The organism is Flavobacterium sp. CR10 (assembly GCF_055814415.1).
In genome coordinates, this window is the sequence record NZ_CP185985.1 from 4,956,606 (window position 1) to 4,978,966 (window position 22,361).

Sequence of the window (22,361 nt, forward strand, 5' to 3'; positions counted from 1 at the left end):
GATTGAGCAGATTAAGCAGATTTATTTTAAAAAAAATCTTTTTAAATCTGCCTAAATCATCAGAATCTGCGTGAAATAAAAAATCCTTTGTAATCCACTTAATCTGTGGCAAAAAGCCTTAAGCACTCAATCGAATCGACTTTCTAAATTCAGACGGACTATACCCTTTTTGTTTTCTAAAAAACTTATTAAAGTGGCTTTCATCTGTAAAACCAAACTCGTACGCAATTTCATTAATACGCTTATCGCTAAATTGCAAACGGTGTTCAATCAGTTTTGTTTTATAATTACTGATATACTGTTGCATCGTTTCGCTGGCATGCTTCTTAAAATAACGGCCTAAATACGTATTCGAAATTCCGAAATAATCGCTAATTGATTCTGCTTTGATTTTTTCCGGATAATAAATATTATTTTGAATATATTGCAGAATATCCATCGCTTTGGCTTCTGTTCCAATATTAACCTGCTCAGGAAGATATTTTGCAATATTTCTCGCCACAATAATAATCAGCGTATTGACCAACTGCTGAATCAATTCCTGGTTATAAACATCTTTATCTTGATGTTCACGGCAAATGGCTTCAATCATTACTTTCACCAGACATTTATCAGGATCATTTTTAAGAATACAGCCCGGCTGATGATTTGCATTTTGAAGAATATATTCCAATCGCTGAATATTTTCATTCTGCAGACTCGAATTTTTCAAATAAATATCATTAAACCTTAAAAAGAAAAATTTCGTTTTGGTTTCAATGGTAAAATTATGACAATCCTCAGGCGTCAATAAAAACAAATGCCCTGGATCATATTCAAAAATATTCTTATTAATACACTGTCTTCCCGTACCTTCTAAAATATAAACCAGTTCGAAAAAATTATGACGATCTCCCACATCTGGATATTCATTCAGCGTTTCAAAAGAGACTGTAAAAGGTTCGTATAAATTTTCTTTTTTCATAATTCCATTTATTTGAAGATGCAAATATACCTAAAAAAGACAAATATATACCAAATAAGAATCATAAAAACAGTATAATTTTGCCTCGTCAAATTAATCAAAATAAAATTACAATCATGGAATATAGAAAATTAGGCAACTCAGAACTTGAATTATCAGCTATTACATACGGTGCATTTGCCATTGGTGGAACCATGTGGGGCGGAACAGAAAAAAAAGATTCAATAGAATCTGTTCAGGCTTCTATTGATCACGGCGTTACTACAATTGACACTGCTCCTTTTTACGGATTTGGTTTAAGCGAAGAAATGATCGGAGAAGCTATAAAACCTTACGATCGTTCTAAAATTCAATTACTTACTAAATTTGGTTTGGTTTGGGACGGAAGCAATAACGGAAAAGGCGATTACTTTTTCGACGCTGACGACAATGGTAAAAAAGTTCCGGTTTACAAATATTCATCAAAAGCAAACGTAATAAAAGAAGTTGAAGAAAGTTTAAAACGTCTTCAAACTGATTATATTGATTTACTTCAAATTCACTGGCCAGACTCAACAACACCAATTTCTGAAACAATGGAAGCTGCTGAAAGCTTAATTCAGCAAGGAAAAATCAGAGCTTTCGGAGTAAGTAATTACAATGTCGCACAAATTCAGGAAGCACAAAAAACAATTCAAGTGGCTTCAAATCAAGTGGCATACAGCATGCTAAATCGCAAAATTGAAGAAGAACTAATTCCTTTCACAGTTGCAGAAAATATCGGAATCATTGCTTACAGTCCTATGGAAAGAGGTTTATTGACTGGAAAATATTTCACTGACAGCAAACTGAAAGAAAACGACCATAGAAACGGATATTTCAATCAATTTGATCTTCAAAAAGTAAAAACTTTGGTTGAAGAATTAACTTCTTTAGCACACGCAAAAGAAGCAAGTTTATCACAATTGGTTTTACGTTGGACCACTTTACAAAAAGGAATTTCAATTGTTCTTGCTGGAGCAAGAAACGCAGAACAAGCTATTTCAAACGCCAAAACAATGGATTTTGACTTATCAGCTTCAGAATTAGAATTCATCAATCAGGCAATTGCTAAAATAAAATAATTCTTTTTTAACACATAGAAACATAGTCAATTAGTGTACTATGTGTTAGAAACTAGTTTCTTTCCATTCCCTTTTAACGAAAGAAAAATCTATGTTTCTATGTGTTAAAACAAAATCTCAAAAAATAAATAATTAGAATTTGGGCGTGCCCCCTCCGGGTCGGGCTTTCGACTATATCTTTTGCTTCATTTCATTACGCAAAAGGATACCGCCTCAATCCCTCACGCGTCCATTTTCAAAATAAATAACAATTAAAATGAAAAAGATATTTATAATTAACGGCGGACAAAAATTCGCACATTCAGGAGGACAATTCAACAAAACCGTTCAAGATTGGACAGTTGAATTTCTTTCAAAAAACAACGATTACGAAATAAAAACAACGCACATCGAAGATCAAATCGATTTACAAGAAGAAGTAGAAAAATTCGTTTGGGCAGATTTAATTATCTATCATACACCAGTTTGGTGGTTTCAAATTCCGAATCTTTTCAAAAAATACATTGACGATGTTTTCACACAAGGACACAACAACGGAATATACAAAAGCGACGGAAGAAGCCGTGTAAATCCAGACATCAATTACGGAACTGGCGGACTTCTGCACGGACGCAAGTACATGCTTACCACAAGCTGGAACGCACCAGCAACGGCTTTTACACTTCCAGGCGAATTCTTCGAAGAAACTTCTGTTGATGACGGCGTTATGTTCGGATTCCATAAAATGAACAAATTCACAGGAATGGAAAAAATAAACGGATTCCATTTCCACGATGTAGAAAAAGGCGCAACACCAGAAAATATTGCTATCTTTAAAGAGAATTATACGAAACATTTAGAGCAAACTTTTAAAAACTTATAATTATGATTTCGATTACCGCAATTTTAAAAAGTAAACCAGAGCATTTAATTGAAGTTAAAAACCTGCTGACACATCTAGTAACCGAAACTAGAAAAGAAGCTGCATGTATTCGTTACGATTTGCACACTTCCGAAAATGTTTTTATTCTTTGGGAAGAATGGAAGGATCAACCGGGATTAGACTTGCATAACAATCAATCTTATTTGCAAGAATTCATCAAAAAAACTGAAAATCTAGTTTCAAGTCCGATTCAAGTTTACAAAACTGCGCAGATTTTATAAGTTTAGTTTGCCACGAATTACACAAATTTTCACGAATTGTTTTTTAATTGAGAATATGAAGATTAGTGAAATTCGTGTAATTCGCGGCGAAAAAAAAATCCTACACAATATTCAGAAAAAAGCTAAATTGCCTAAAATTTAGAAAACTAATTTTTTTATGAGCAATTATCACCTTGCCGAAATTAATATTGCCAAAATGAAAGGAGTCGATATTAACGATCCGATCATGAAAGAATTTGTAGACAATTTAGATGCTGTAAATACTTTAGCTGAAGAAAGCGAAGGTTTTGTTTGGCGCTTAAAAGACGAAACTGACAATGCTACAAGTCTTAATCCGTACAATGATGAACAAATTATCATCAATGTTTCCGTTTGGGAAAATATAGAAACATTGGAACATTATATGTACAAAACTTTTCACAGCGAATTTTTAAAACGCAGAAAAGAATGGTTTCAAAAATTCGGAAAAGCCCACACCGCTATGTGGTGGATTCCGAAAGGACATATTCCTACCCTTGAAGAAGCTGTAAAAAAATTAGATTATTTACAGCAAAATGGTCCATCAGATTTAGTTTTTGACCTTAGAAACAAATTTCCAGTGCCCGTTGAAGCATAGCTTTTATCGCCACGAATTTCACTAATTTTCACTAATTTCTTTCTAAACAAAAAAATAATTCGTGTAAATTAGTGAAATTCGTGGCAAAAAACAATTATTTAATTCCGCCAAAAGCACCAAAACACATATTCTTATGCAAAATTTCAACTTTTGAAAAACCAACTTTTTTCATCAAATCCAATTGATAATTCATAGATCTTGGCGAATCCTCTTTCTCAATATAATCCAAAACTTTCTGACGATACTCCGTCCCTCCTATTCCTTCCAAATATTCTCCATAACGTTGCCAAGTATATTCGTTCAATAACTCCGTATCTTGCGTGATCAAATCAGAAATCATTAAACAACCTCCAGGTTTTAATAAGTTAAACAATTTAGCGAAAGTGGTTTCCCAATCTTCATCATCACGTAAATGATGCAAAACTGCGCCAGCCAAGATAATATCAAAACTATTTTCTTCTAAAGCTACTTCTCGTATATCACCTTGTTTTATTTCCACTTTTCCCTTGGTTTCTCCTGAAACTCTTTCAAAAGCACGATTTAACATTGGTAAACTCAAATCGACCAAAGTACAGTTTAAGTTCTGCACTTTTGACAACATTTTTAAAGTATAATTTCCTGCTCCACAGCCCACATCCAATACATTCTTAGCATTTGGAACAATGCGTTTTGAAGCTTCGGTTATTAATTCCAAAGAAATAGTAGCGTCGATTGTAGCCACTTGTCCCGTTTCTAAATTTGAAAATCGTTCGACATCATTGTCAAATCTTTCTTTAATTTCTTCGATGGTTGATTTTTTCATGGTCTTTTGTTTTTTTTTCTCTCGCAGATTAAGCAGATTGAGCTAATCTTTTTGCTATTATATGATTGGGATATTATTATGATTAAGATGATTTATCTAAAATTAATAATCTGCTGTATCTGCTTAATCGAGAGAATTATTTTTTTATCAAAACTATATTTTTCATAAATACTTTAAAAATACTATTTTTATCAATTAATAATACTTCAAAAGTATCATGGAATTACGTCACCTAAAATATTTTCTAGCAGTAGCCGAAGAATTAAATTTTACCAAAGCATCAGAAAAACTATTTATTTCTCAGCCACCATTAAGTAGGCAAATCGCTGAATTAGAGGAAGAACTTCAAGCAAAGCTTTTCATTCGGAACAATAAAAAAGTCGAACTAACCGAAGCCGGAAAATATTTCGAAAAAGAAGTAAAAGACCTTTTTCAGAATCTGGAACGCATTTCATTAAAAACAAAAAAGATAGCCGAAAATATTTCGGGCGAATTCAGAATCGCTTATATCAGTTCCATTTATTCTGCCGTGATTTCCGATTTAATCAAACATCTAAAAACACAATTCCCGTACGTAAATTTCAAACTTTTTGAAATCTCAACCACCAAGCAAATCAATGCTTTGGAGCAAGGAAAAATCGAAATGGGAATTATCCGTTCGCCAATTCAGTCGCCTAAAATAAAATCCGATTTATGGTTTCAGGATGGATTCTCGTTGGTTTACAATAAAAAATCACTTCAGATAAAATCGGAAAATGAGATATTAAAATTAAAAGACGAAACATTCGTTTTCTTCAATAAAGATTACGCACCGCATTATCATGAAGTTTTGCTGGAATTGTGCGCTTTTTATGGCTTTACGCCGAAAATCATTCACGAAGCTAACAACATTAATTCAATCGTACAATTAGTAAAGAATGGATTAGGTGTTTCGATTGTTCCTTCTAACATTGCAAGAAACAATCAAAATCCTGAACTCGGATTCATCGAATTAAAAAAAGTCAATTTAAAAACCGATGTTTCGATTATAACTTCGAGGGAAGATGAATCTGAAATCACTCGATCTGCTGTTGCGTTTTTATTGCCACAAAGACGCTAAGACGCAAAGTCTTTTTCTGCCACAGATTATAATGATTAAAAGAATTTCTCTCATTTTTGTCATTTCGACGAAGGAGAAATCTCCACGAGAAGCTCTACAAAGATTGGCTTATAGCAACGGAGCTACTTGCTAAGATTTCTCCTTCGTCGAAATGACAAAAATGAGAGAAACATCTGCAGAATCTGCCTAAATCTTATAAAATCTGCGTGAAATAAAAAAACTTAGCGCCTTAGCACCTTCGTGGCTATAACAAAAATTCGTTACAATTTAGTACAGAAATCCACATTATAAAAACAGAACTTTTAAATATCTTAGCAAATTCAAATTCTACAATAAAATCTCAATATAAAATGGCTGAGCAATCTTCAATTCAGTGTCCAAACTGCGGAACCCCTATCGATGTAAATGATGTATTAAAACATCAATTGGAAGATAGTATTCGTAAAGAATTTCAACAAAAAGCCAATATTCAGAATCGTGAATTAGAGCTTAAAAATGAGCAATTCGAAAAAGCCAAAGCCGAATTTGAAGCCAAAAAGAAACAAGAAAACGAACTTTTCGCAGAACGTTTGGAACGCGAGAAAAAAACAGCCGAAAAAGAAATTTCTGAAAAGCTAAAAGCCAAACTCGAAGAAGAGAACAAAGATCGTTTGCTTTTAATGGAAAAAGAACTCTCTGAGAAATCGGAAAAAATCAGGGAACTAAATAAAATGGAAGGTGAAATCGCAAAATTACAGCGCGAAAAACTGGAAATGAAAGAAGCAATTCAGGCCGAAGCCGAAAAGCAGTTAAACGCGCAATTGGCATTGGAACGTGAAAAAATCAGAAAACAGGAAGACGATAAAAACGAGTTAAAATTTAAAGAACTTCAAAAGCAATTAGAAGAGCAGAAAAAATTAACCGAAGAAATGAAACGCAAGCAGGAACAAGGTTCGATGCAATTGCAAGGCGAAGTAATGGAATTGGCGATTGAAGAATGGCTAGCCAATAACTTCCCTCTTGACAGTATCGACGAAGTCAAAAAAGGCGCAAACGGTGCCGATTGCCTTCAGATTGTAAACACGCGCGAACATCAAAACTGCGGTTCTATTTATTATGAAAGTAAAAGAACAAAAGCATTTCAGCCTTCGTGGATTGAAAAATTTAAAAATGACATTCGAACTAAAAGAGCCAATATCGGAGTCTTAGTGACCGAAGTAATGCCAAACGGAATGGAAAGAATGGGCATGCGCGACGGAATCTGGATTTGCACATATGAAGAATTTAAAGGTTTGAGTGCGGTTTTACGTCAGTCGCTTATTCAGATTAATCAAGCCGTTCAGGCGCAGGAAAACAAAGGCGATAAAATGTCGATGTTATATGATTTCCTTACGAGCAACGAATTCCGTTTGCAGATTGAAGGTATTGTAGAAGGCTTCACGCAAATGCAAAGCGACTTAGATTCTGAAAAAAGAGCGATGCAGAGAATCTGGAAACAACGCGAAAAACAAATCGAAAAAGTGGTTCATAATACATTAGGCATGTACGGTTCGATTCGCGGTATTGCCGGAAATGCGGTTCAGAGCGTGAAAGCTTTGGAATTGGATTTTATTGAAGGTGAAGAATCAGAAGATGAAGAACCAAAGGAATTGTTTGAATAAATCCTCTATTTTAAGGTTAAGTCTGTCATTCCGAGGAACGAGGAATCACACAAGTAATTCCTCATGCTATATCATCAATCTTTGCGAAGTTTCGTGTGTGATTCCTCGTTCCTCGGAATGACAAAACAGTGCGTTAATCTACCTTCTTAAAAACAGCCAATTTCCCTGAAGGATTTGACAAGATCAATTGATTATTCCCAATCGAATAAGTAGTGGTACTCTGCAATGCTTTTGTAAATTCTCCTTCTTTATTCCCTTGCGGACAAGCCATAAGCGTTGAAATTACTTTTGTAAAACGCAATAAATCCTTTTCATAAAAAATAGAACCACTGATGGCGTTACAGCCTCCATAACCAGAAAATCTATTTTCTGCCGAATTAATTTCAATTCGAGGCATTTCTTTCTGAAAATCGGTTGCAAAAACTTTATACCCGTTTAATTCTTCCAAAACCCATATATCATGAAGACGATAATCGGTAAGATATTTTCCGCATCCACTCAACTTTTTTGTTTCTAATTCCGAATTATTTTTGATTTCAACTTTTACGCTATAAGGAAAAATTGCACCCGACATCGAATCCTGACAATCCAATTGCTGAATCGTAATCGTAGCCGATGCTGTTTCATTACTTACTTTATACATCTTAACGTTAGCATCCATAGCTTTTATAGCTTCCACAGCAGGAAAAGTGATTTTTTCTTTCCCAGGAATTAATGACGTGAAAACAATTTCTTCATTCCCTAGTTTAATTCCCCAAAATGGCTCATTTCCAGTTCCTTTAAAAAAGTAATTCATATCGTCTTCTTTAACTCCTTCCTGCGCTGTTTCTTTTGTATCTGAATTTTTGCCCGCTGTTGTTTTACAACTTGTCATAATTGACAGTAAAAGCAAAAGTGAAAGTATTTTTCTCATAACGTTTTTCTTTAAATCGTTTCTTTTTAACAAAACATCAATAAAATTCTTATGAATTTACGACATTTTTCTGAATTCCTTATTTAGATTCTTTTCAAATTTAAACTTTTAATGCTCTTTAAATTCTCTCAAAACCCGCACTACGTAAAAGATCAAGCTAAAATACGTAGTCCAAAAACACATATTACGATTAAAAAATAAATAATTTACGTATTTATATAAGTATAAATACTTATATTTGCGTAGTAATACTTAATTAAAGAAATCATGATTAGAGTAATAGTAGTTGGAAACGGCATGGTTGGTTATAAATTTTGCGAAAAGTTTGTTGCAAAATCAGGACAAGAAAAGTATCAAATCACAGTATTTGGAGAAGAGCCAAGAAGAGCTTACGATCGCGTTCACTTAAGCGAATACTTCGGAGGTAAAACAGCTGATGACTTATCATTATCAACAACCGAATGGTACACAGAAAACAATATTATTCTAAACACATCTGAGCTAATTACAGATATTAATCGTGACTCAAAAACAATTCATACACACTTAGGCAAAACACATACGTACGACCACTTAGTTTTGGCAACAGGTTCTTCGGCTTTTGTACCGCCAATTGAAGGAGTAGAAAAAGAAGGTGTTTTTGTGTACAGAACTATCGAAGATCTAGATGCTATTATGGCTTACGCCAAAAAAATAAAAATCAAAGGCGCTACAGAAGCAGCTGTTTTAGGCGGAGGCCTTTTAGGATTAGAAGCTGCAAAAGCGGTTAGAGATTTAGGATTGAATCCGCATGTGGTGGAATTTGCACCTCGCTTAATGCCGAGACAATTGGATCAAGGGGCAAGCGATATGCTTCAGTCTAAAATTGAAGAATTAAATATTGGAATTCATCTTAACAAAGCAACACAATATATTGACGGAAAGGAAAGTATAACTGGAATGATGTTTGCCAACGACGAATTGTTAAAAGTAGACATGCTAGTTATATCTGCTGGAATTAAACCTCGCGACGAACTGGCTAGAATTTCTGGACTTGAAGTTGGTGTACGAGGCGGAATTGTGGTAAACAATCAAATGCGAACATCAGATCCTTGCATTTTTGCTATTGGTGAAGCCGCACTTTACAATCATAATATTTACGGATTGGTTGCGCCAGGTTACGAAATGGCCGATGTTGCTGCCGAGCAAATTTTAAATGGCGATAAAATCATGAGAGAAACCATCGATATGTCAACACAATTAAAATTAATTGGTGTTGAAGTGGCAAGTTTTGGTGATCCTTTCATTGAAAATGAAAATGTAACTGCAATTATTTATGAAAATAAATTAAGCGGTATCTATAAAAGAATCAATGTCACCAAAGATTCTAAAACACTTTTAGGCGGAATTTTAGTCGGAGATTCCAGTGATTACAATTCGCTTTTCCAGATTTATATCAACGAAATGACATTGCCTAAAAATCCAGAAGATCTAATTTTAGGTTCTCGTGATGGATCTGAAGGTTCGTCTTTAGGAAGCGTAATGGATTTGCCAGATACAGCTGTAATTTGTTCTTGCGAAAATGTTACCAAAGGCGCAATCTGCTGTAAAATTTTAGACGAAAGTTGTGCTTCACTTTCAGATGTTGTTAAAGCAACCAAAGCAACTTCGGGCTGTGGCGGTTGTAAACCAATGGTTTCTGATTTGGTAAAAGCCACTCAGAAATCTTTAGGTAAAGAAGTTAAAGAAGTTATTTGTGAGCATTTCAGCTACACACGTCAGGAATTATTTGATTTGGTTAAAATCAACAAATACGAGAATTTCTACGACGTTCTGGATCATCACGGAAAAGGCGATGGATGCGAAATCTGTAAACCCGTTGTTGCTTCCATTTTCTCAAGTATTTATAATGACACCGCTAACAAACACGTCACAACTCAAGATACAAACGACAGATTTTTAGCTAACATTCAAAGAAATGGAACCTATTCTGTTGTTCCAAGAGTTGCCGGTGGCGAAATTACCGCAGAAAAACTTATCGTTATTGGCGAAGTAGCAAAACAATTCGATTTATACACCAAAATAACAGGAGCGCAAAGAGTCGATTTATTCGGAGCACATTTAAGCGACTTGCCAAAAATCTGGAAAATATTAATCGACAACGGCTTTGAAAGCGGTCATGCTTACGGAAAATCACTTCGTGCCGTAAAAAGCTGTGTCGGAAATGCTTGGTGCCGTTACGGAATGGACGACAGCGCCGGATTTGCCATCGAACTTGAAAATAGATATAAAGGAATCCGTTCTCCTCATAAACTAAAAGGTGGAGTTTCTGCCTGCATTCGCGAATGCGCAGAAGCACGCGGAAAAGATTTCGGATTAATCGCCGTTGAAGGTGGATGGAATTTATACATCGCAGGAAATGGCGGTGCAAATCCAAAACACGCGGTTTTATTAGCAGAAAAAATCGACAAAGAAACCGTTATCAAATACATGGACAGATTCTTAATGTATTACATCCGCACCGCTGGTCCGCTGATTCGAACATCAACTTGGCTAGAAAAATTAGACGGCGGTTTAGAATATTTGAAACAAGTAATCATTGAAGACAGTTTAGGAATTTGTGAAACGCTAGAAGCCGAAATGCAGACTTTGGTAAACACTTTCGAATGCGAGTGGAAACAAGTGCTGGAAAAACCAAGATTATTAAAACGTTTCAATCATTTCATAAACTCAGACGAAAAAGACGACAATGCTGTTTTTGTTCCTCTAAGAGATCAAAAAATGCCAAAAGCCTGGACTTAAAAAAATATTTTGCCACAAAGACACAAAGTCACAAAGTCAAATTAAAAAAACTTAAAAAAACTTAGCGCCTTTACGCCTTGGCGGCAATACATCAAGCTCCAAAAAAAAGAAAAAAATCACAAACGTTTGCTGTCCTTCTTGCCCTCTTTTTTACTGCGCCATCAAATCTCTCTTGATTGTAAAAAGAGGGCTAAGAAACAGGAAATCAAAACAAAAACAAAATGGAAGAAATCTTAAATCAATACGAAACAGTTCACGCAAGCGACGCTACAATTTGGTTCAAAGCAGGTAAAGTTGAAGATTTCCCAACCAATCGAGGCGGATGCATCAAATACAAAAACAAACAAATCGCCATTTTCAATTTCACACGCAGAAACGAATGGTACGCTTGCCAAAACGCCTGCCCGCACAAAATGGAAATGGTTCTTTCAAGAGGAATGACAGGATCTGCTGATGATATTCCGAAAATTGCGTGTCCGATGCATAAAAAAACATTTTCATTAATAGACGGAACAAACCTAAACGGAGACGATTATAAAATAGCAACGTATCCAATAAAAATCGTTGAAAATGAAGTATTTGTTGGGTTTGTAGATTAGACTTTTAAGAGGCAAGAAGCAAGAAGCAAGATTTGAAAACCTATATAGTCTTGCCTCTTCCTTCTTTCATCTCACTTTAGACTTTCGACTTTTCCACTAATTCCGTATCTTTGAAATCTATTACTTAACCAAAAAAATGAACACACCTTTTCAGAAAGCAAGCGAATGGATTGATGCCGAAAACGCACAAGACCCAAACATAGAAACCGACCAAAACAAAGAATATCCAAAAGAATTATTGTATTCTGACAGGATGTACAAAAGACTTATGGATTTTGAGCCCAATGCATCCGAAGAAATTCAGATTGCTTCAAAAGCCCAACATATCTGCCGATGGAAAGTCGCTCGCGAATCGTACCCAATGGATCGTGTGGGTTATTTGAAATGGAGAGAAGAATTGAAAAAATTCCACGCAAAAACTACTGCTGAAATTCTTGAAAAAGCAGGTTACGATCAAACGTTTATCGATCGTGTTTCTTTCTTAATCGAGAAAAAACTACTTAAAAAAGATGCCGAAACGCAATTACTCGAAGACGTTATATGTCTCGTGTTTTTAGAATATTACTTAGAACCTTTCGTTCACAAACATGATGAAGAAAAACTAAAAAACATCATCAAGAAAACCTGGGATAAAATGTCGGACAAAGGACATCAGGAAGCATTAAAAATAAAATATTCTGAAGAAAATTTGAATCTCATAAAAGCCTCTTTGGGATTGTAAAACCGTATGAAAAAAAGCAATCAGGAAGAAGATAAAATCACTTTCAAAAATTTACGCCGTCTGTATTTTTTTGCGCTTCTTACTATTGCCTTAACCATAATCATTAGTCAGTTTTTAGTTCAATACAATCTGAATCAGCAGTTAAGCGATTCTAAAATCATAAACTTTTCAGGAAAACAGCGAATGCTGAGTCAGAAAATCGTCAAAGAAGTTCTGATTCTGCATTTCGTTTCTGATACCGCATCTGTTAAACAAATTTCACATTTAGAAGAAGTTTTGGCACTGTGGAAAAAGAACCAAAACGCACTTGAAAACGGAAACGACAGTCTGGCTTTTCCAAAAGAAAAATCAGAAACACTTTCTAAACTATATCTGGAAATCAATCCGATTTTCAGTAAAATTGCCGTAGCAACCGATTCGTTTTTAAAGAATTTAAAACAAAAGAAACAATCAGCCGAAAATCAAAAACACGTAAAAACAATTCTGGAAAACGAAGGCAATTTCCTTTCCAAAATGAATGAAATCGTAACCCAATACGATCTCGAAGCACACGAAAAAGTAACCGAACAACGACGAATCGAATACTGGATTTTCGGATTCACTTTACTTGTTCTACTTCTAGAATTCTTCTTCATTTTCAAACCAACCAACAAGAAAATCGAAAGATTAATTGCCAAACTTCTATCATCAGAAAAGAAAGCGTTAAAACTCGCATACGACACCGAAATCCTAAGCGAAATAAAAGAAAACTCCGTAAAAGAATTAAAATCGCTCAATTATGCAATGGAAAACACGTTACTCTATTGCCGAATTTCACCAGACGGTTCCATAATTCATATCGGCGAAAAATTTGCCAAATTGCTCAATTACACCAAATTCTCTTCTAACAAAAAATTCTCAGAAGTTTTAACTGTCGACGAAAAAGAACAAGTTAATTTCGACCGACTCATTTTCGAAAAACAGCGCAGTGGATGGCAAGGCGAAATCAGTATTTTAAACAAAGAAAATCAAACCATTTGGCTAGATTTATCAATGGTTCCTGTAATGATCAAAAAAGACGAACTAGAACTTTTGATCGTTTGTTTCAACATCACCGAACGCAAAAAAGCACAGCGCGAAGTCGAGCGTCTAAACCTTGAAAACACAACCGAAAAAATCAATCAGCAAAAGATTATTTCAAGCAAAATAGTTGAAAATCAGGAAAACGAACAAAACCGAATCGCTAAAGAAATTCACGACGGAATTGGTCAAATGCTTACAGGTTTAAAATTCAGTTTAGAAAGTATCAATTTGGATGACCGAGAAAAATCCGAGCAAAAAATCGAGTATTTAAAGAAACTTTCACTAGACATTATAAAAGGTGTCCGCACGGCAACTTTCAATCTAATGCCACCAGAATTAAGCGATCACGGAATCGTTTCATCATTATCAAAACTTACTCAGGAACTTTCAAAACTTACAGGGAAAGAAATCCTTTTCTACAATAAAACCGATTTCGATCAGCGTTTAGATTCCTTAATCGAAATCAATATTTACAGACTTACGCAAGAAGCCATCAACAATGCCATAAAATATGCCGAATCAACTCATATCATCGTCCAGCTTTCGCATAGTGAATCCCTATTAAGCATCATCGTCGATGACAACGGAAAAGGTTTTGACATCAATTCAGTAGACAAAAAACGCAACAGCGAATCCGGAATGGGCTTATTATTCATGAACGAACGCATTCAATACATCAACGGACGTGTTTTCATCAAATCAATTCCTGGAGAAGGAACGAGAATTACGTTCAATATTCCAATTCTTAAATGAGACAATTAGAAAATTAGATAATTATTCAACGCATTCTAAGAATTATCTAATTGACACATTATCTCATTTTCTAATTAATTAGGGCGAGCCAGTATTAGAAAAAGTGGGCAAACATACTTTGTCTATATTCGCCCACTTTTCCTAATACTGTCGGGCTATCCGCTCCGCTGCGGCGGACTGCTCCTATCCCTCTCGCGGGCACTCGTTTTCAAAAGACGACTTATTTACTTAACGTCTTTTTTGTCATTCTGAGGAACGAAGAATCACACAAGAAACTCCGCAATCAAAATCCACAATCTTTACAGCTTTACAATAAAAAAATCTGTTTAAATCTGCGGAATCTGCGTGCAAAGAAAACACAATCAAAATCACCAATCTTTGTAGAGCTACTTGCGGAGATCCTTCGTTCCTCAGGATGACAAACTGGGTGGGAAAACTGTACAAAAAAACTTTGTCAAAGTTTTAAACTTTGACAAAGTTAAACCCATAAATACTTTGAAATTTGGAGATTCCAACATTAGAAATTTTAATATTGGAATTTACTTTTAAAAAAAGTACGTATATTAGCGTCTTCGTTATAGATGAATATACGTAAAAATCTAGAATCTAAATTAAGTAAATTATGAGTAATATCATTCGTGTAGTGCTGGCAGATGACCATGTTTTTGTTCGAGACGGAATCAAATCTTTATTGGAAAACGAAGCAAACATCGAGGTTGTGGGCGAAGCAATTGATGGTGCAGATGCGCTTGAAATCGTTGCCGCAACAAATCCTGATTTACTTATAGTAGATATTCGTATGCCAAACTTAACTGGCATAGAGGTAGTAGAAAAACTTAGAAACGAAAAAAACAGCGTAAAAATCATCATGCTTTCGATGCATGAATCTGAAGAATACGTATTGAAATCTATCAAAGCGGGCGCCGATGGTTATTTATTAAAAGGTTCTTCAAAAGAAGAATTCTTAAAAGCATTACACAGCGTTTCAGCTGGAGGAAAATATTTCAGCGGAGACATCTCTTCTATATTAATTAGCCAATTAACTAATTCATCAACATCATTAGAACCTAAGCAAACTTTAGGCGAAGAAATGATGATTACCAAAAGAGAAAAAGAAATCCTTACACTTTTATTATCCGGAAAAGGAAACAAAGAAATCGCTGAAGCACTTGACATTAGTAAAAGAACAGCTGAAGTGCACCGTTTCAATCTAATGAAAAAACTGAAAGTGAAAAACCTTATGGAACTTTCTAATAAAGCGACTGAGTATTCTTTAATTTAAAAAAAATACGTATAAATACGTAATTATTTTTCTAAAACTGCGTTTTCGCATCTTTTAACTAAGTTATAGTACTTAATTTTGATAAAAAATATAAGTACTATGAAAACGACAAACTCATTATCGCAATCACACAAAATTTTATTTTTGAACACATTGGCTTTTACAGTGTGTTTTGCCTGCTGGACATTAAACGGGGTTTTAGTAACCTTTTTAGTCGATAACGGAATTTTCCATTGGGATGTTATTCAAGTTGGATGGCTTTTAGGAATTCCGATTCTAACAGGTTCAATTATGCGTCTTCCTATAGGAATCTTAACCGATAAATTTGGAGGCAAATATGTTTTTTCACTTTTACTCTTATTAAGTTCGATTCCGCTTTTCCTCCTTCCCTACGCAGACAGTTTTTTCATGTTTGCTTTACTTAGTTTCTTCTTCGGAATGGTGGGAACTAGCTTTGCAGTTGGAATTGGCTACACTTCAATTTGGTATCCAAAAGAATGGCAAGGACGTGCCTTAGGAATCTTCGGAATGGGAAATGCCGGTGCTGCCATTACAACATTTTTAGCACCTTCATTATTAAATCATTTTTCAGTAAATGATCCGCAAAATGGCTGGAAAATTCTTCCTGTTATTTATGCTGTTTCTTTGGTTGTAATTGGCATTGCCTTTTTACTTTTCACTCAAAACAAAAAACCAGAAAGCAGTACCAAAACGGTTTCACAAATGCTTGTGCCTTTAAAATCACAAAGAGTTTGGAGATTCGGAGCTTATTATTTCTTGGTCTTTGGATGTTTTGTGGCCTATTCACAATGGTTGCTACCAAATTTCATGAATGTGTATCAAACTAGCTTAGTAATGGGCGGTTTGTTTGCCACTATGTTTAGCTTGCCATCAGGTGTAATCAGAGCTTTTGGAGGTTATCTATCTGATAAATTCGGAGCTAGAAAAGTAATGTATTGGGTTTTGGGTTCTTCAGTAATTTTAAGCGCATTATTATCAATTCCAAAAATGGAAATTACGACTTCTGGTCCTGGAATCTTGGCAACTAAAAAAGGTGTTGTAAACCAAATCAGCGATAAAACCGTAAAAGTTGGAGATAAAGAATATCCAATTGCACAAAAAACAGCAAATACAGCTCAAAATACGATTTTCCCAACCACTTCAAGCTGGCAGGATGTAGTTGTATCACACAATCAAAGTGTTGCGAAAAAAGAACTCATTGCCAAAGGAGTAACGGTTATTAAATTTGATGCCAACATGTGGGTTTTCTTGATTCTCGTAATTCTAATCGGGATTTCTTGGGGAATTGGAAAAGCGGCAGTTTACAAACATATTCCAGAATATTTCCCCAACGAAGTTGGCGTTGTAGGCGGAATGGTTGGAATGATCGGCGGATTAGGCGGTTTCTTTGGCCCAATAATCTTCGGATATCTTTTAACTGCAACTGGAATCTGGTCAAGTTCATGGATCTTCATTTTAATCTTTTCAACTGCATGTCTTGTTTGGATGCATTACACTATAACACAATTATCTAAGAAGAAACAAGTTAAAGTAAGTAGAGCAAAATTAGAGCCTGCATATTAGACTTAGATTAAAAAAAAATTATAAATATGATTGAAATCATAATAAAAAACAGCTTTTTCTTATAATTTTACCTTCGATAAAACCTTAATAATTTTATGAAAAAACTTAAACTAATTTTAATACTTATCGTAGGATTAAGTTTTGAAATACAAGCTCAAGAATTAGATGTAAATCTGCAAATTAGGCCACGTTTTGAATATCGCAACGGCTACAAAACCCTTCTTCCAGAAGGACAAAAAGGAACTTCACAAATTTCGCAGCGTTCTCGCCTTGGCATTAATTTCAAGCAAGATGATTTAATCGTAAAATTAACTTTGCAAAACACGAGAACATGGGGAGATGTTCCTCCGGCAACAGTTGCTGATAAAAATGGTGTGGCTGTTTTCGAGGCTTGGGCACAATATAATTTCACTGAAAAATGGAGTGCCAGAATGGGGCGTCAGGTTCTTTCTTACGATAATCAGCGTATTCTTGGTGAAATGGATTGGGCGCAACAAGGTCAAAGCCACGATGCGTTAACCGTTACTTACAAGTCCGAAAAACAAAAATTAGATTTTGGAGGAGCCTATAATTCAACTGCCGAAAATACTTTTCAAACACCTTATACCGTTGCCAATTATAAAGCAATGCAATATGCTTGGTATCACAACCAATTTAGCGATCCATTTGGTTTAAGTTTCTTACTATTGAACACTGGGTACGAATATGCGAATGCCGATGCTAAATTATTAGTAGATTACAAACAAACTTTTGGGCCTTATTTAACTTTCAAAAACAGTAAAATAGATAGCAATTTATGGTTCTACGGACAAACTGGAAAAAGCACAGATCTGGAAGTAAGCGCTTGGAATGCTGCAGCAAACTTTAATTACAGCGTAACCGATTCTTTTAAAGCCGGTTTAGGATACGAGTTTTTATCAGGAAAAGCGACAAATGACGGAAGTGCAGTAATCAAATCATTTAATCCTATTTTTGGAACCAACCATGGCTTTAATGGTTTTATGGATTATTTCTATGTTGGAAATCACTTAAACAGTGTAGGTTTGCAAGATGTCTTTATCAAACTGAGTTATAATGTAAACAAATGGCAGTTTGGCTTAAGTCCGCATGTGTTTTTATCAGCAGCAGATGTTGTTACGCCATTAAATGAAAAAATGGACTCTTATTTAGGAACTGAAATCGATGCTTCTTTTGGCTACAATTTCAAAAAAGACATCACGGTTACAGGAGGTTATTCTCAAATGTTTGGCTCTAAAACGATGGAATTTATCAAAAACGGAGATGCCAATCATACCAACAATTGGGCTTGGGTTATGGTTTCTGTCAATCCAAGAATTTTTAGCTGGAAAAAATAGTTTTTCTTTAAAATTGACTTATATATTTTACCCTTTTCCTATTTCTGGAAAAGGGTATTTTTTTTGTCTACTAGAAAAGTTATTATATCATTTAATTATTTATATTTGAATCGATTATGAACCCCCAATTCTATCCTAATGAAACCATTTCTTAAATTATCTCTGGTGACTTTTATTGTCACGCAGACAGGTATCGCTCAAAAGTACAATGATGCCTTAATTTCTAAAAACTCAGAAATAAACTTTGCAAAAACGCAAAAAAGAGGAATCAAAAAAAACAACATTGTTTATTATGTTGAAAACGATTTGCAAACCATTTCGGCCTACAAAAGAAGCAAATTGAAATGGCAGACTAATGTAATTTCTGTTTGCGGAAAACCAAAAAAAGGAGAACCTGAAATTAGATATGTAGGTTATAATTCAGACAAACTGCTTATCGTAATCGGAAAACATAATTTTGCTGAAATCGACATTAATAGTGGTGAAACAAAATTTGTTGGCTAAGATTAAAGAAATCTAAATATATAAACTGCCCTTTTCAAAACAGAAAAAGGGCAGTTTTTTTTTTAAAATAAATTATAGTTAATAAGTATATTTGGTATTTATCAACCAATTAACCTCTAAAATATGGAAACATTCACAAACCAATTCAAAGAACATATTGCTAAATTTTCCACTGCTCCTTTTTTATTCATTGGTTCGGGATTTTCAAGAAGATATATAGGTCTTCCAACATGGGAATTATTGTTAAGCGAAATTTGTGAAGAACTAAAATTACCAAAACCTTATAATTTTTATAAATCTAATGCTGACTCACAATTACCAAAAGCTGCTTCCTTGATTGGAAATGAATTTAATGAGATATGGTGGAGTGCTGATGAATTTATCGAAAGCAGGCAAACATTCGAAACTCTAGCAAATAGTAAATTTTCACCGTTAAAATATGAAATTGCACAAAAAATAAATAAAAAAATGCAACTTTTAACGGAAGATATAGTTGAAAAAGAAATTAAGCTTTTAAAAAAAATCAATATCGATGGAATTATCACAACTAATTGGGACCAATTACTTGAAAGTCTATTCCCTGATTTTAAAAAATTTGTTGGACAACAAGAACTAATTTTTTCAGAACTATTTTCAATTGGTGAAATTTATAAAATACATGGCTGTTCTTCCCAACCAAATTCACTAGTTCTAACTGAAGAAGATTATCAAAACTTCGAAGAGAGAAATGAATATCTCGCTTCAAAACTACTTACAATATTTGTTGAGAATCCTATAATCTTTATTGGTTACAGCCTAGACGACAAAAATATCCAATCCATTCTAAAATCAATCATTAAATGCTTAACGAAAGAAAACATAAGCAAATTAAAAGATCGTTTAATATTTTGCCAATGGAATTCTTCAGCTACGCAAACTACAATAATTGATAGTACAATTCTAATTTCTGACACAGTAATTCCATTGAAACTTATTACCTTGAATAGTTTTATTGATGTTTATACTATACTTGCTAACAATAAAAGAAAATTGCCTATAAAAATTTTGAGACAAATGAAAGGGATGGTGTATGATTTTGTAAAATCTAATTCTTCAAAATCTAAAATATACGTAGCTGATAATTTAGACGATATTGAAAATTTACATGAAGCTGAATTTGTTTATGGAGTAGGCTTAAAAGATAGATTTGCAGAAGTTGGAATAAAAGGGATAGAACTTAAAGATGTTTTAATAGATTCAATAATATCAAGGAATTGGGATCCTTTAAAAATTTCTATTTTATGTTTACCCTCATTAATGGGAACATATATTCCATTTTTTAAGCACCTGAATGCCGCAGGTCTTTTAAACGAATTCGGAAAAATAGACGAAAATAGTGATATCAAAGAATTTTCTCCCGCATTTATAAAAAAAGTGAATGATGTAAAAATAGAGTCTTTTTATCCTTCGAAACATTATGCCAAAAAATTAGATGAAATAAATGAAATTTTTTCATCTTTTGAAGAGTTACAAAAGACAAATAATCAGCTCCATATATTATTATACACTCCTTTATTATCACCAGAAAAAATAGATTTAGAACAATTAAAAAATTATCTAGAAGCCAATATTGATTTAATCAACGACAGTAAATTAGGCACACATTTCAGAAAACTTATATGCTTATATGATTATTTATTATTCATTAGCATCAAAACAAACTAAAAAATATAATGAACAACAACTGGACTCAACGTTGGGACGACCGTTATAAAAGCGAAGAATTCGCATACGGCGAAGAACCCAATAATTATTTAAAAGAACAAATTGAAAAACTAAATCCTAGTACGATTCTTTTCCCCGCTGAAGGAGAAGGACGAAATGCCATTTTTGCCTCAAAACTAGGCTGGAATGTTTCCGCCTTTGATATTAGTGAAGAAGGAAGAAATAAGGCATTAAAACTTGCTGAAGCAAACAATGTTTCGATTGATTATCAGGTTGGAGAATTAGAAACTTTAGATTTTGAAGAAAATCAATTTGATGCCATTGCCTTAATTTACGCCCATTTTCCAGCAGAAATTAAGTCGGATATTCATAAACAGCTGAATATTTTATTAAAAAAAGACGGCATTATTATTTTTGAAGCTTTCAGCAAAAAACATTTAGAATATGTAACCAAAAATGAAAAAGTAGGCGGACCAAAAGACGTTGAATCTCTTTTTTCAATAGAAGAAATCAAAACCGATTTTCCGAACTACGAAATCATCGAATTAGAAGAAAAAGAAATCGAACTCAACGAAGGTTTATTTCATAACGGAACGGGTTCTGTAATTCGATTTGTGGGAAGGAAAAAATAAATATTTGTACGTAATAATTTTAACACATAGAAACATAGATTCCAATGCGCTTAAAGGCGTTTCACTTTCATAAATACACATAGCTATGTGTAAAAATCTAGATTTTTAAAATAATCTTTTTCGACAGATTTCAAATTCTATGTTTCTATGTGTTAGAAAACCTTAAAAATCTATTCCAAAATGAAACACTTCTACGTGGAGACGCACTGCAGTGCGCCTCTACAATAATCTCACAAATCAAAACCTTAGCATCTTAGAATCTTAGCAACTTAGAGCCTCAAATCAAAAATATTTGTGCTCCATAATTTCAGCTCGCAAGGTTGAAACTTCCAAAATCCCAACACGTTTTCCTTCCGTTTTAATCAATGCTTCTTTTTTAAGACTAGACAAAACACGAATCGCCTGTTCTTCTGTAGTTCCAGCAAAATCTGCAATTTCCTTTCGCGAAAGCTCAATATCAATCAAACCATTCCTTTGTCCAAATTTGCGATGAATATAAAGCAGTAAATCAATCACACGTTCGCGGACGTTCATGTGAGCAATCTTTCGAATATTATTCTCGCTTTTATTTAATTCCTCGGCATAAAACAACATTAAAGCATAAGTAAACTCTGGAACATGCTGCAAAATTTCGCGCATGGTTTCGTTGCTAAAATTGCACAAAACCGTATCTTCAAGCGCATAAGCCCCAATTAAGTATTTCTTACTTGTTCCAAATCCTCGGAAACCTATTATATCGCCATTCGTGGTTAATCTCACTATTTGTTCACGACCGTTAATTCCTGTTTTTACCGTTTTAACTTTTCCCTTGCGAATAAAATAAAGGCCTTGCAAAGGCGAACCTTCCGTTATAAACTGATCCGATTTTTTGCAGATAATGTTTTGTTTTTTAGAAATATAACTTGTCATCTGCTCCAAATACAAGTGTTTCTTGATGAAACAATTCTCATTTGTACAGGAATAACATACAGCTTGTTCTTCTTTCATGAGTTCTCATTTTTAGCAATTAAAAACTAATTTGTTGTTCCTCATTTCTTTTTATCAAAAGTAAAAAAATAAATCAAAAATTAAGTATTAATACTTAAAAAATACTTATTTTTGTTT

General features: G+C 34.1%; 20 protein-coding genes. 16 read left to right on the plus strand and 4 right to left on the minus strand.

Features of this window, described 5'->3' with window-relative positions; genetic code table 11:
• Positions 1–118: 118 nt before the first annotated feature.
• Positions 119–964 (minus strand): AraC family transcriptional regulator, encoded by an 846-nt coding sequence (locus tag ACNRYB_RS20855; protein WP_129745690.1) that lies wholly within the window; start codon positions 962–964, stop codon positions 119–121.
• A 116-nt stretch (positions 965–1,080) separates the two neighbouring features.
• On the opposite strand from ACNRYB_RS20855, the gene ACNRYB_RS20860 reads away from it, so the two are divergent.
• The 4 genes from ACNRYB_RS20860 (at position 1,081) to ACNRYB_RS20875 (ending at position 3,826) form a co-directional block, all read left to right on the plus strand.
• Positions 1,081–2,067 carry an aldo/keto reductase gene (locus ACNRYB_RS20860; protein ID WP_343707141.1) on the plus strand — a complete coding sequence of 329 codons (987 nt, stop codon included), beginning with the start codon at positions 1,081–1,083 and terminating at the stop codon, positions 2,065–2,067.
• A gap of 256 nt (positions 2,068–2,323) precedes the next feature.
• Positions 2,324–2,929, plus strand: coding sequence for an NAD(P)H-dependent oxidoreductase (locus tag ACNRYB_RS20865; protein WP_473728607.1), 606 nt, complete (start codon positions 2,324–2,326; stop codon positions 2,927–2,929).
• Between the two features lie 2 nt (positions 2,930–2,931).
• The gene (locus ACNRYB_RS20870; RefSeq protein WP_008468761.1) at positions 2,932–3,210 is read left to right on the plus strand and encodes a putative quinol monooxygenase; all 279 of its coding nucleotides are present in this window, start codon (positions 2,932–2,934) and stop codon (positions 3,208–3,210) included.
• Positions 3,211–3,367: 157 nt separating this feature from the next.
• Complete coding sequence (locus ACNRYB_RS20875; RefSeq protein ID WP_473728608.1) at positions 3,368–3,826, plus strand: DUF3291 domain-containing protein; 459 nt, start codon at positions 3,368–3,370, stop codon at positions 3,824–3,826.
• Between the two features lie 94 nt (positions 3,827–3,920).
• On the opposite strand, the gene ACNRYB_RS20880 is transcribed toward ACNRYB_RS20875, so the two are convergent.
• On the minus strand, positions 3,921–4,628 hold the full coding sequence (locus tag ACNRYB_RS20880) for a class I SAM-dependent methyltransferase (protein ID WP_129745686.1): 708 nt from the start codon (positions 4,626–4,628) through the stop codon (positions 3,921–3,923).
• A gap of 217 nt (positions 4,629–4,845) precedes the next feature.
• Between ACNRYB_RS20880 and ACNRYB_RS20885 the strand changes: the two genes are divergently transcribed.
• Positions 4,846–5,727 carry a LysR family transcriptional regulator gene (locus ACNRYB_RS20885; protein WP_473728609.1) on the plus strand — a complete coding sequence of 294 codons (882 nt, stop codon included), beginning with the start codon at positions 4,846–4,848 and terminating at the stop codon, positions 5,725–5,727.
• Positions 5,728–6,077: 350 nt separating this feature from the next.
• On the plus strand, positions 6,078–7,367 hold the full coding sequence (locus tag ACNRYB_RS20890) for a DUF2130 domain-containing protein (RefSeq protein WP_473728610.1): 1,290 nt from the start codon (positions 6,078–6,080) through the stop codon (positions 7,365–7,367).
• 133 nt (positions 7,368–7,500) lie between these two features.
• On the opposite strand, the gene ACNRYB_RS20895 is transcribed toward ACNRYB_RS20890, so the two are convergent.
• Complete coding sequence (locus ACNRYB_RS20895; protein WP_473728611.1) at positions 7,501–8,280, minus strand: META domain-containing protein; 780 nt, start codon at positions 8,278–8,280, stop codon at positions 7,501–7,503.
• A gap of 267 nt (positions 8,281–8,547) precedes the next feature.
• Here ACNRYB_RS20895 and nirB point away from each other — a divergent pair, with 267 nt between their 5' ends.
• From nirB to ACNRYB_RS20945, 10 genes are all read left to right on the plus strand, one after another.
• The gene (nirB, locus tag ACNRYB_RS20900) at positions 8,548–11,061 is read left to right on the plus strand and encodes a nitrite reductase large subunit NirB (protein ID WP_473728612.1); all 2,514 of its coding nucleotides are present in this window, start codon (positions 8,548–8,550) and stop codon (positions 11,059–11,061) included.
• 221 nt (positions 11,062–11,282) lie between these two features.
• Positions 11,283–11,660 carry a nitrite reductase small subunit NirD gene (gene nirD / locus ACNRYB_RS20905; RefSeq protein ID WP_473728613.1) on the plus strand — a complete coding sequence of 126 codons (378 nt, stop codon included), beginning with the start codon at positions 11,283–11,285 and terminating at the stop codon, positions 11,658–11,660.
• Positions 11,661–11,796: 136 nt separating this feature from the next.
• Positions 11,797–12,381, plus strand: a complete 585-nt coding sequence (locus ACNRYB_RS20910; protein ID WP_473728614.1) for a DUF4202 domain-containing protein — start codon at positions 11,797–11,799, stop codon at positions 12,379–12,381.
• Positions 12,382–12,387: 6 nt separating this feature from the next.
• Positions 12,388–14,196, plus strand: a complete 1,809-nt coding sequence (locus ACNRYB_RS20915) for a sensor histidine kinase (RefSeq protein ID WP_473728615.1) — start codon at positions 12,388–12,390, stop codon at positions 14,194–14,196.
• Between the two features lie 622 nt (positions 14,197–14,818).
• Positions 14,819–15,478 carry a response regulator gene (locus ACNRYB_RS20920; protein WP_473728616.1) on the plus strand — a complete coding sequence of 220 codons (660 nt, stop codon included), beginning with the start codon at positions 14,819–14,821 and terminating at the stop codon, positions 15,476–15,478.
• A gap of 99 nt (positions 15,479–15,577) precedes the next feature.
• Positions 15,578–17,062 (plus strand): MFS transporter, encoded by a 1,485-nt coding sequence (locus tag ACNRYB_RS20925; RefSeq protein ID WP_473728617.1) that lies wholly within the window; start codon positions 15,578–15,580, stop codon positions 17,060–17,062.
• A gap of 95 nt (positions 17,063–17,157) precedes the next feature.
• Positions 17,158–18,417, plus strand: coding sequence for an alginate export family protein (locus ACNRYB_RS20930; protein ID WP_473728618.1), 1,260 nt, complete (start codon positions 17,158–17,160; stop codon positions 18,415–18,417).
• A 138-nt stretch (positions 18,418–18,555) separates the two neighbouring features.
• Positions 18,556–18,921, plus strand: coding sequence for a hypothetical protein (locus ACNRYB_RS20935; RefSeq protein WP_281633271.1), 366 nt, complete (start codon positions 18,556–18,558; stop codon positions 18,919–18,921).
• 123 nt (positions 18,922–19,044) lie between these two features.
• A complete protein-coding gene (locus ACNRYB_RS20940) occupies positions 19,045–20,625 on the plus strand; it encodes an SIR2 family protein (RefSeq protein WP_473728619.1) in 1,581 nt (526 codons plus the stop codon).
• Positions 20,626–20,633: 8 nt separating this feature from the next.
• The gene (locus ACNRYB_RS20945) at positions 20,634–21,257 is read left to right on the plus strand and encodes a class I SAM-dependent methyltransferase (protein ID WP_473728620.1); all 624 of its coding nucleotides are present in this window, start codon (positions 20,634–20,636) and stop codon (positions 21,255–21,257) included.
• 282 nt (positions 21,258–21,539) lie between these two features.
• Here the strand turns inward: ACNRYB_RS20945 and ACNRYB_RS20950 are convergent, their stop codons facing one another.
• The gene (locus ACNRYB_RS20950; RefSeq protein WP_473728621.1) at positions 21,540–22,244 is read right to left on the minus strand and encodes a Crp/Fnr family transcriptional regulator; all 705 of its coding nucleotides are present in this window, start codon (positions 22,242–22,244) and stop codon (positions 21,540–21,542) included.
• Positions 22,245–22,361 lie beyond the last annotated feature (117 nt).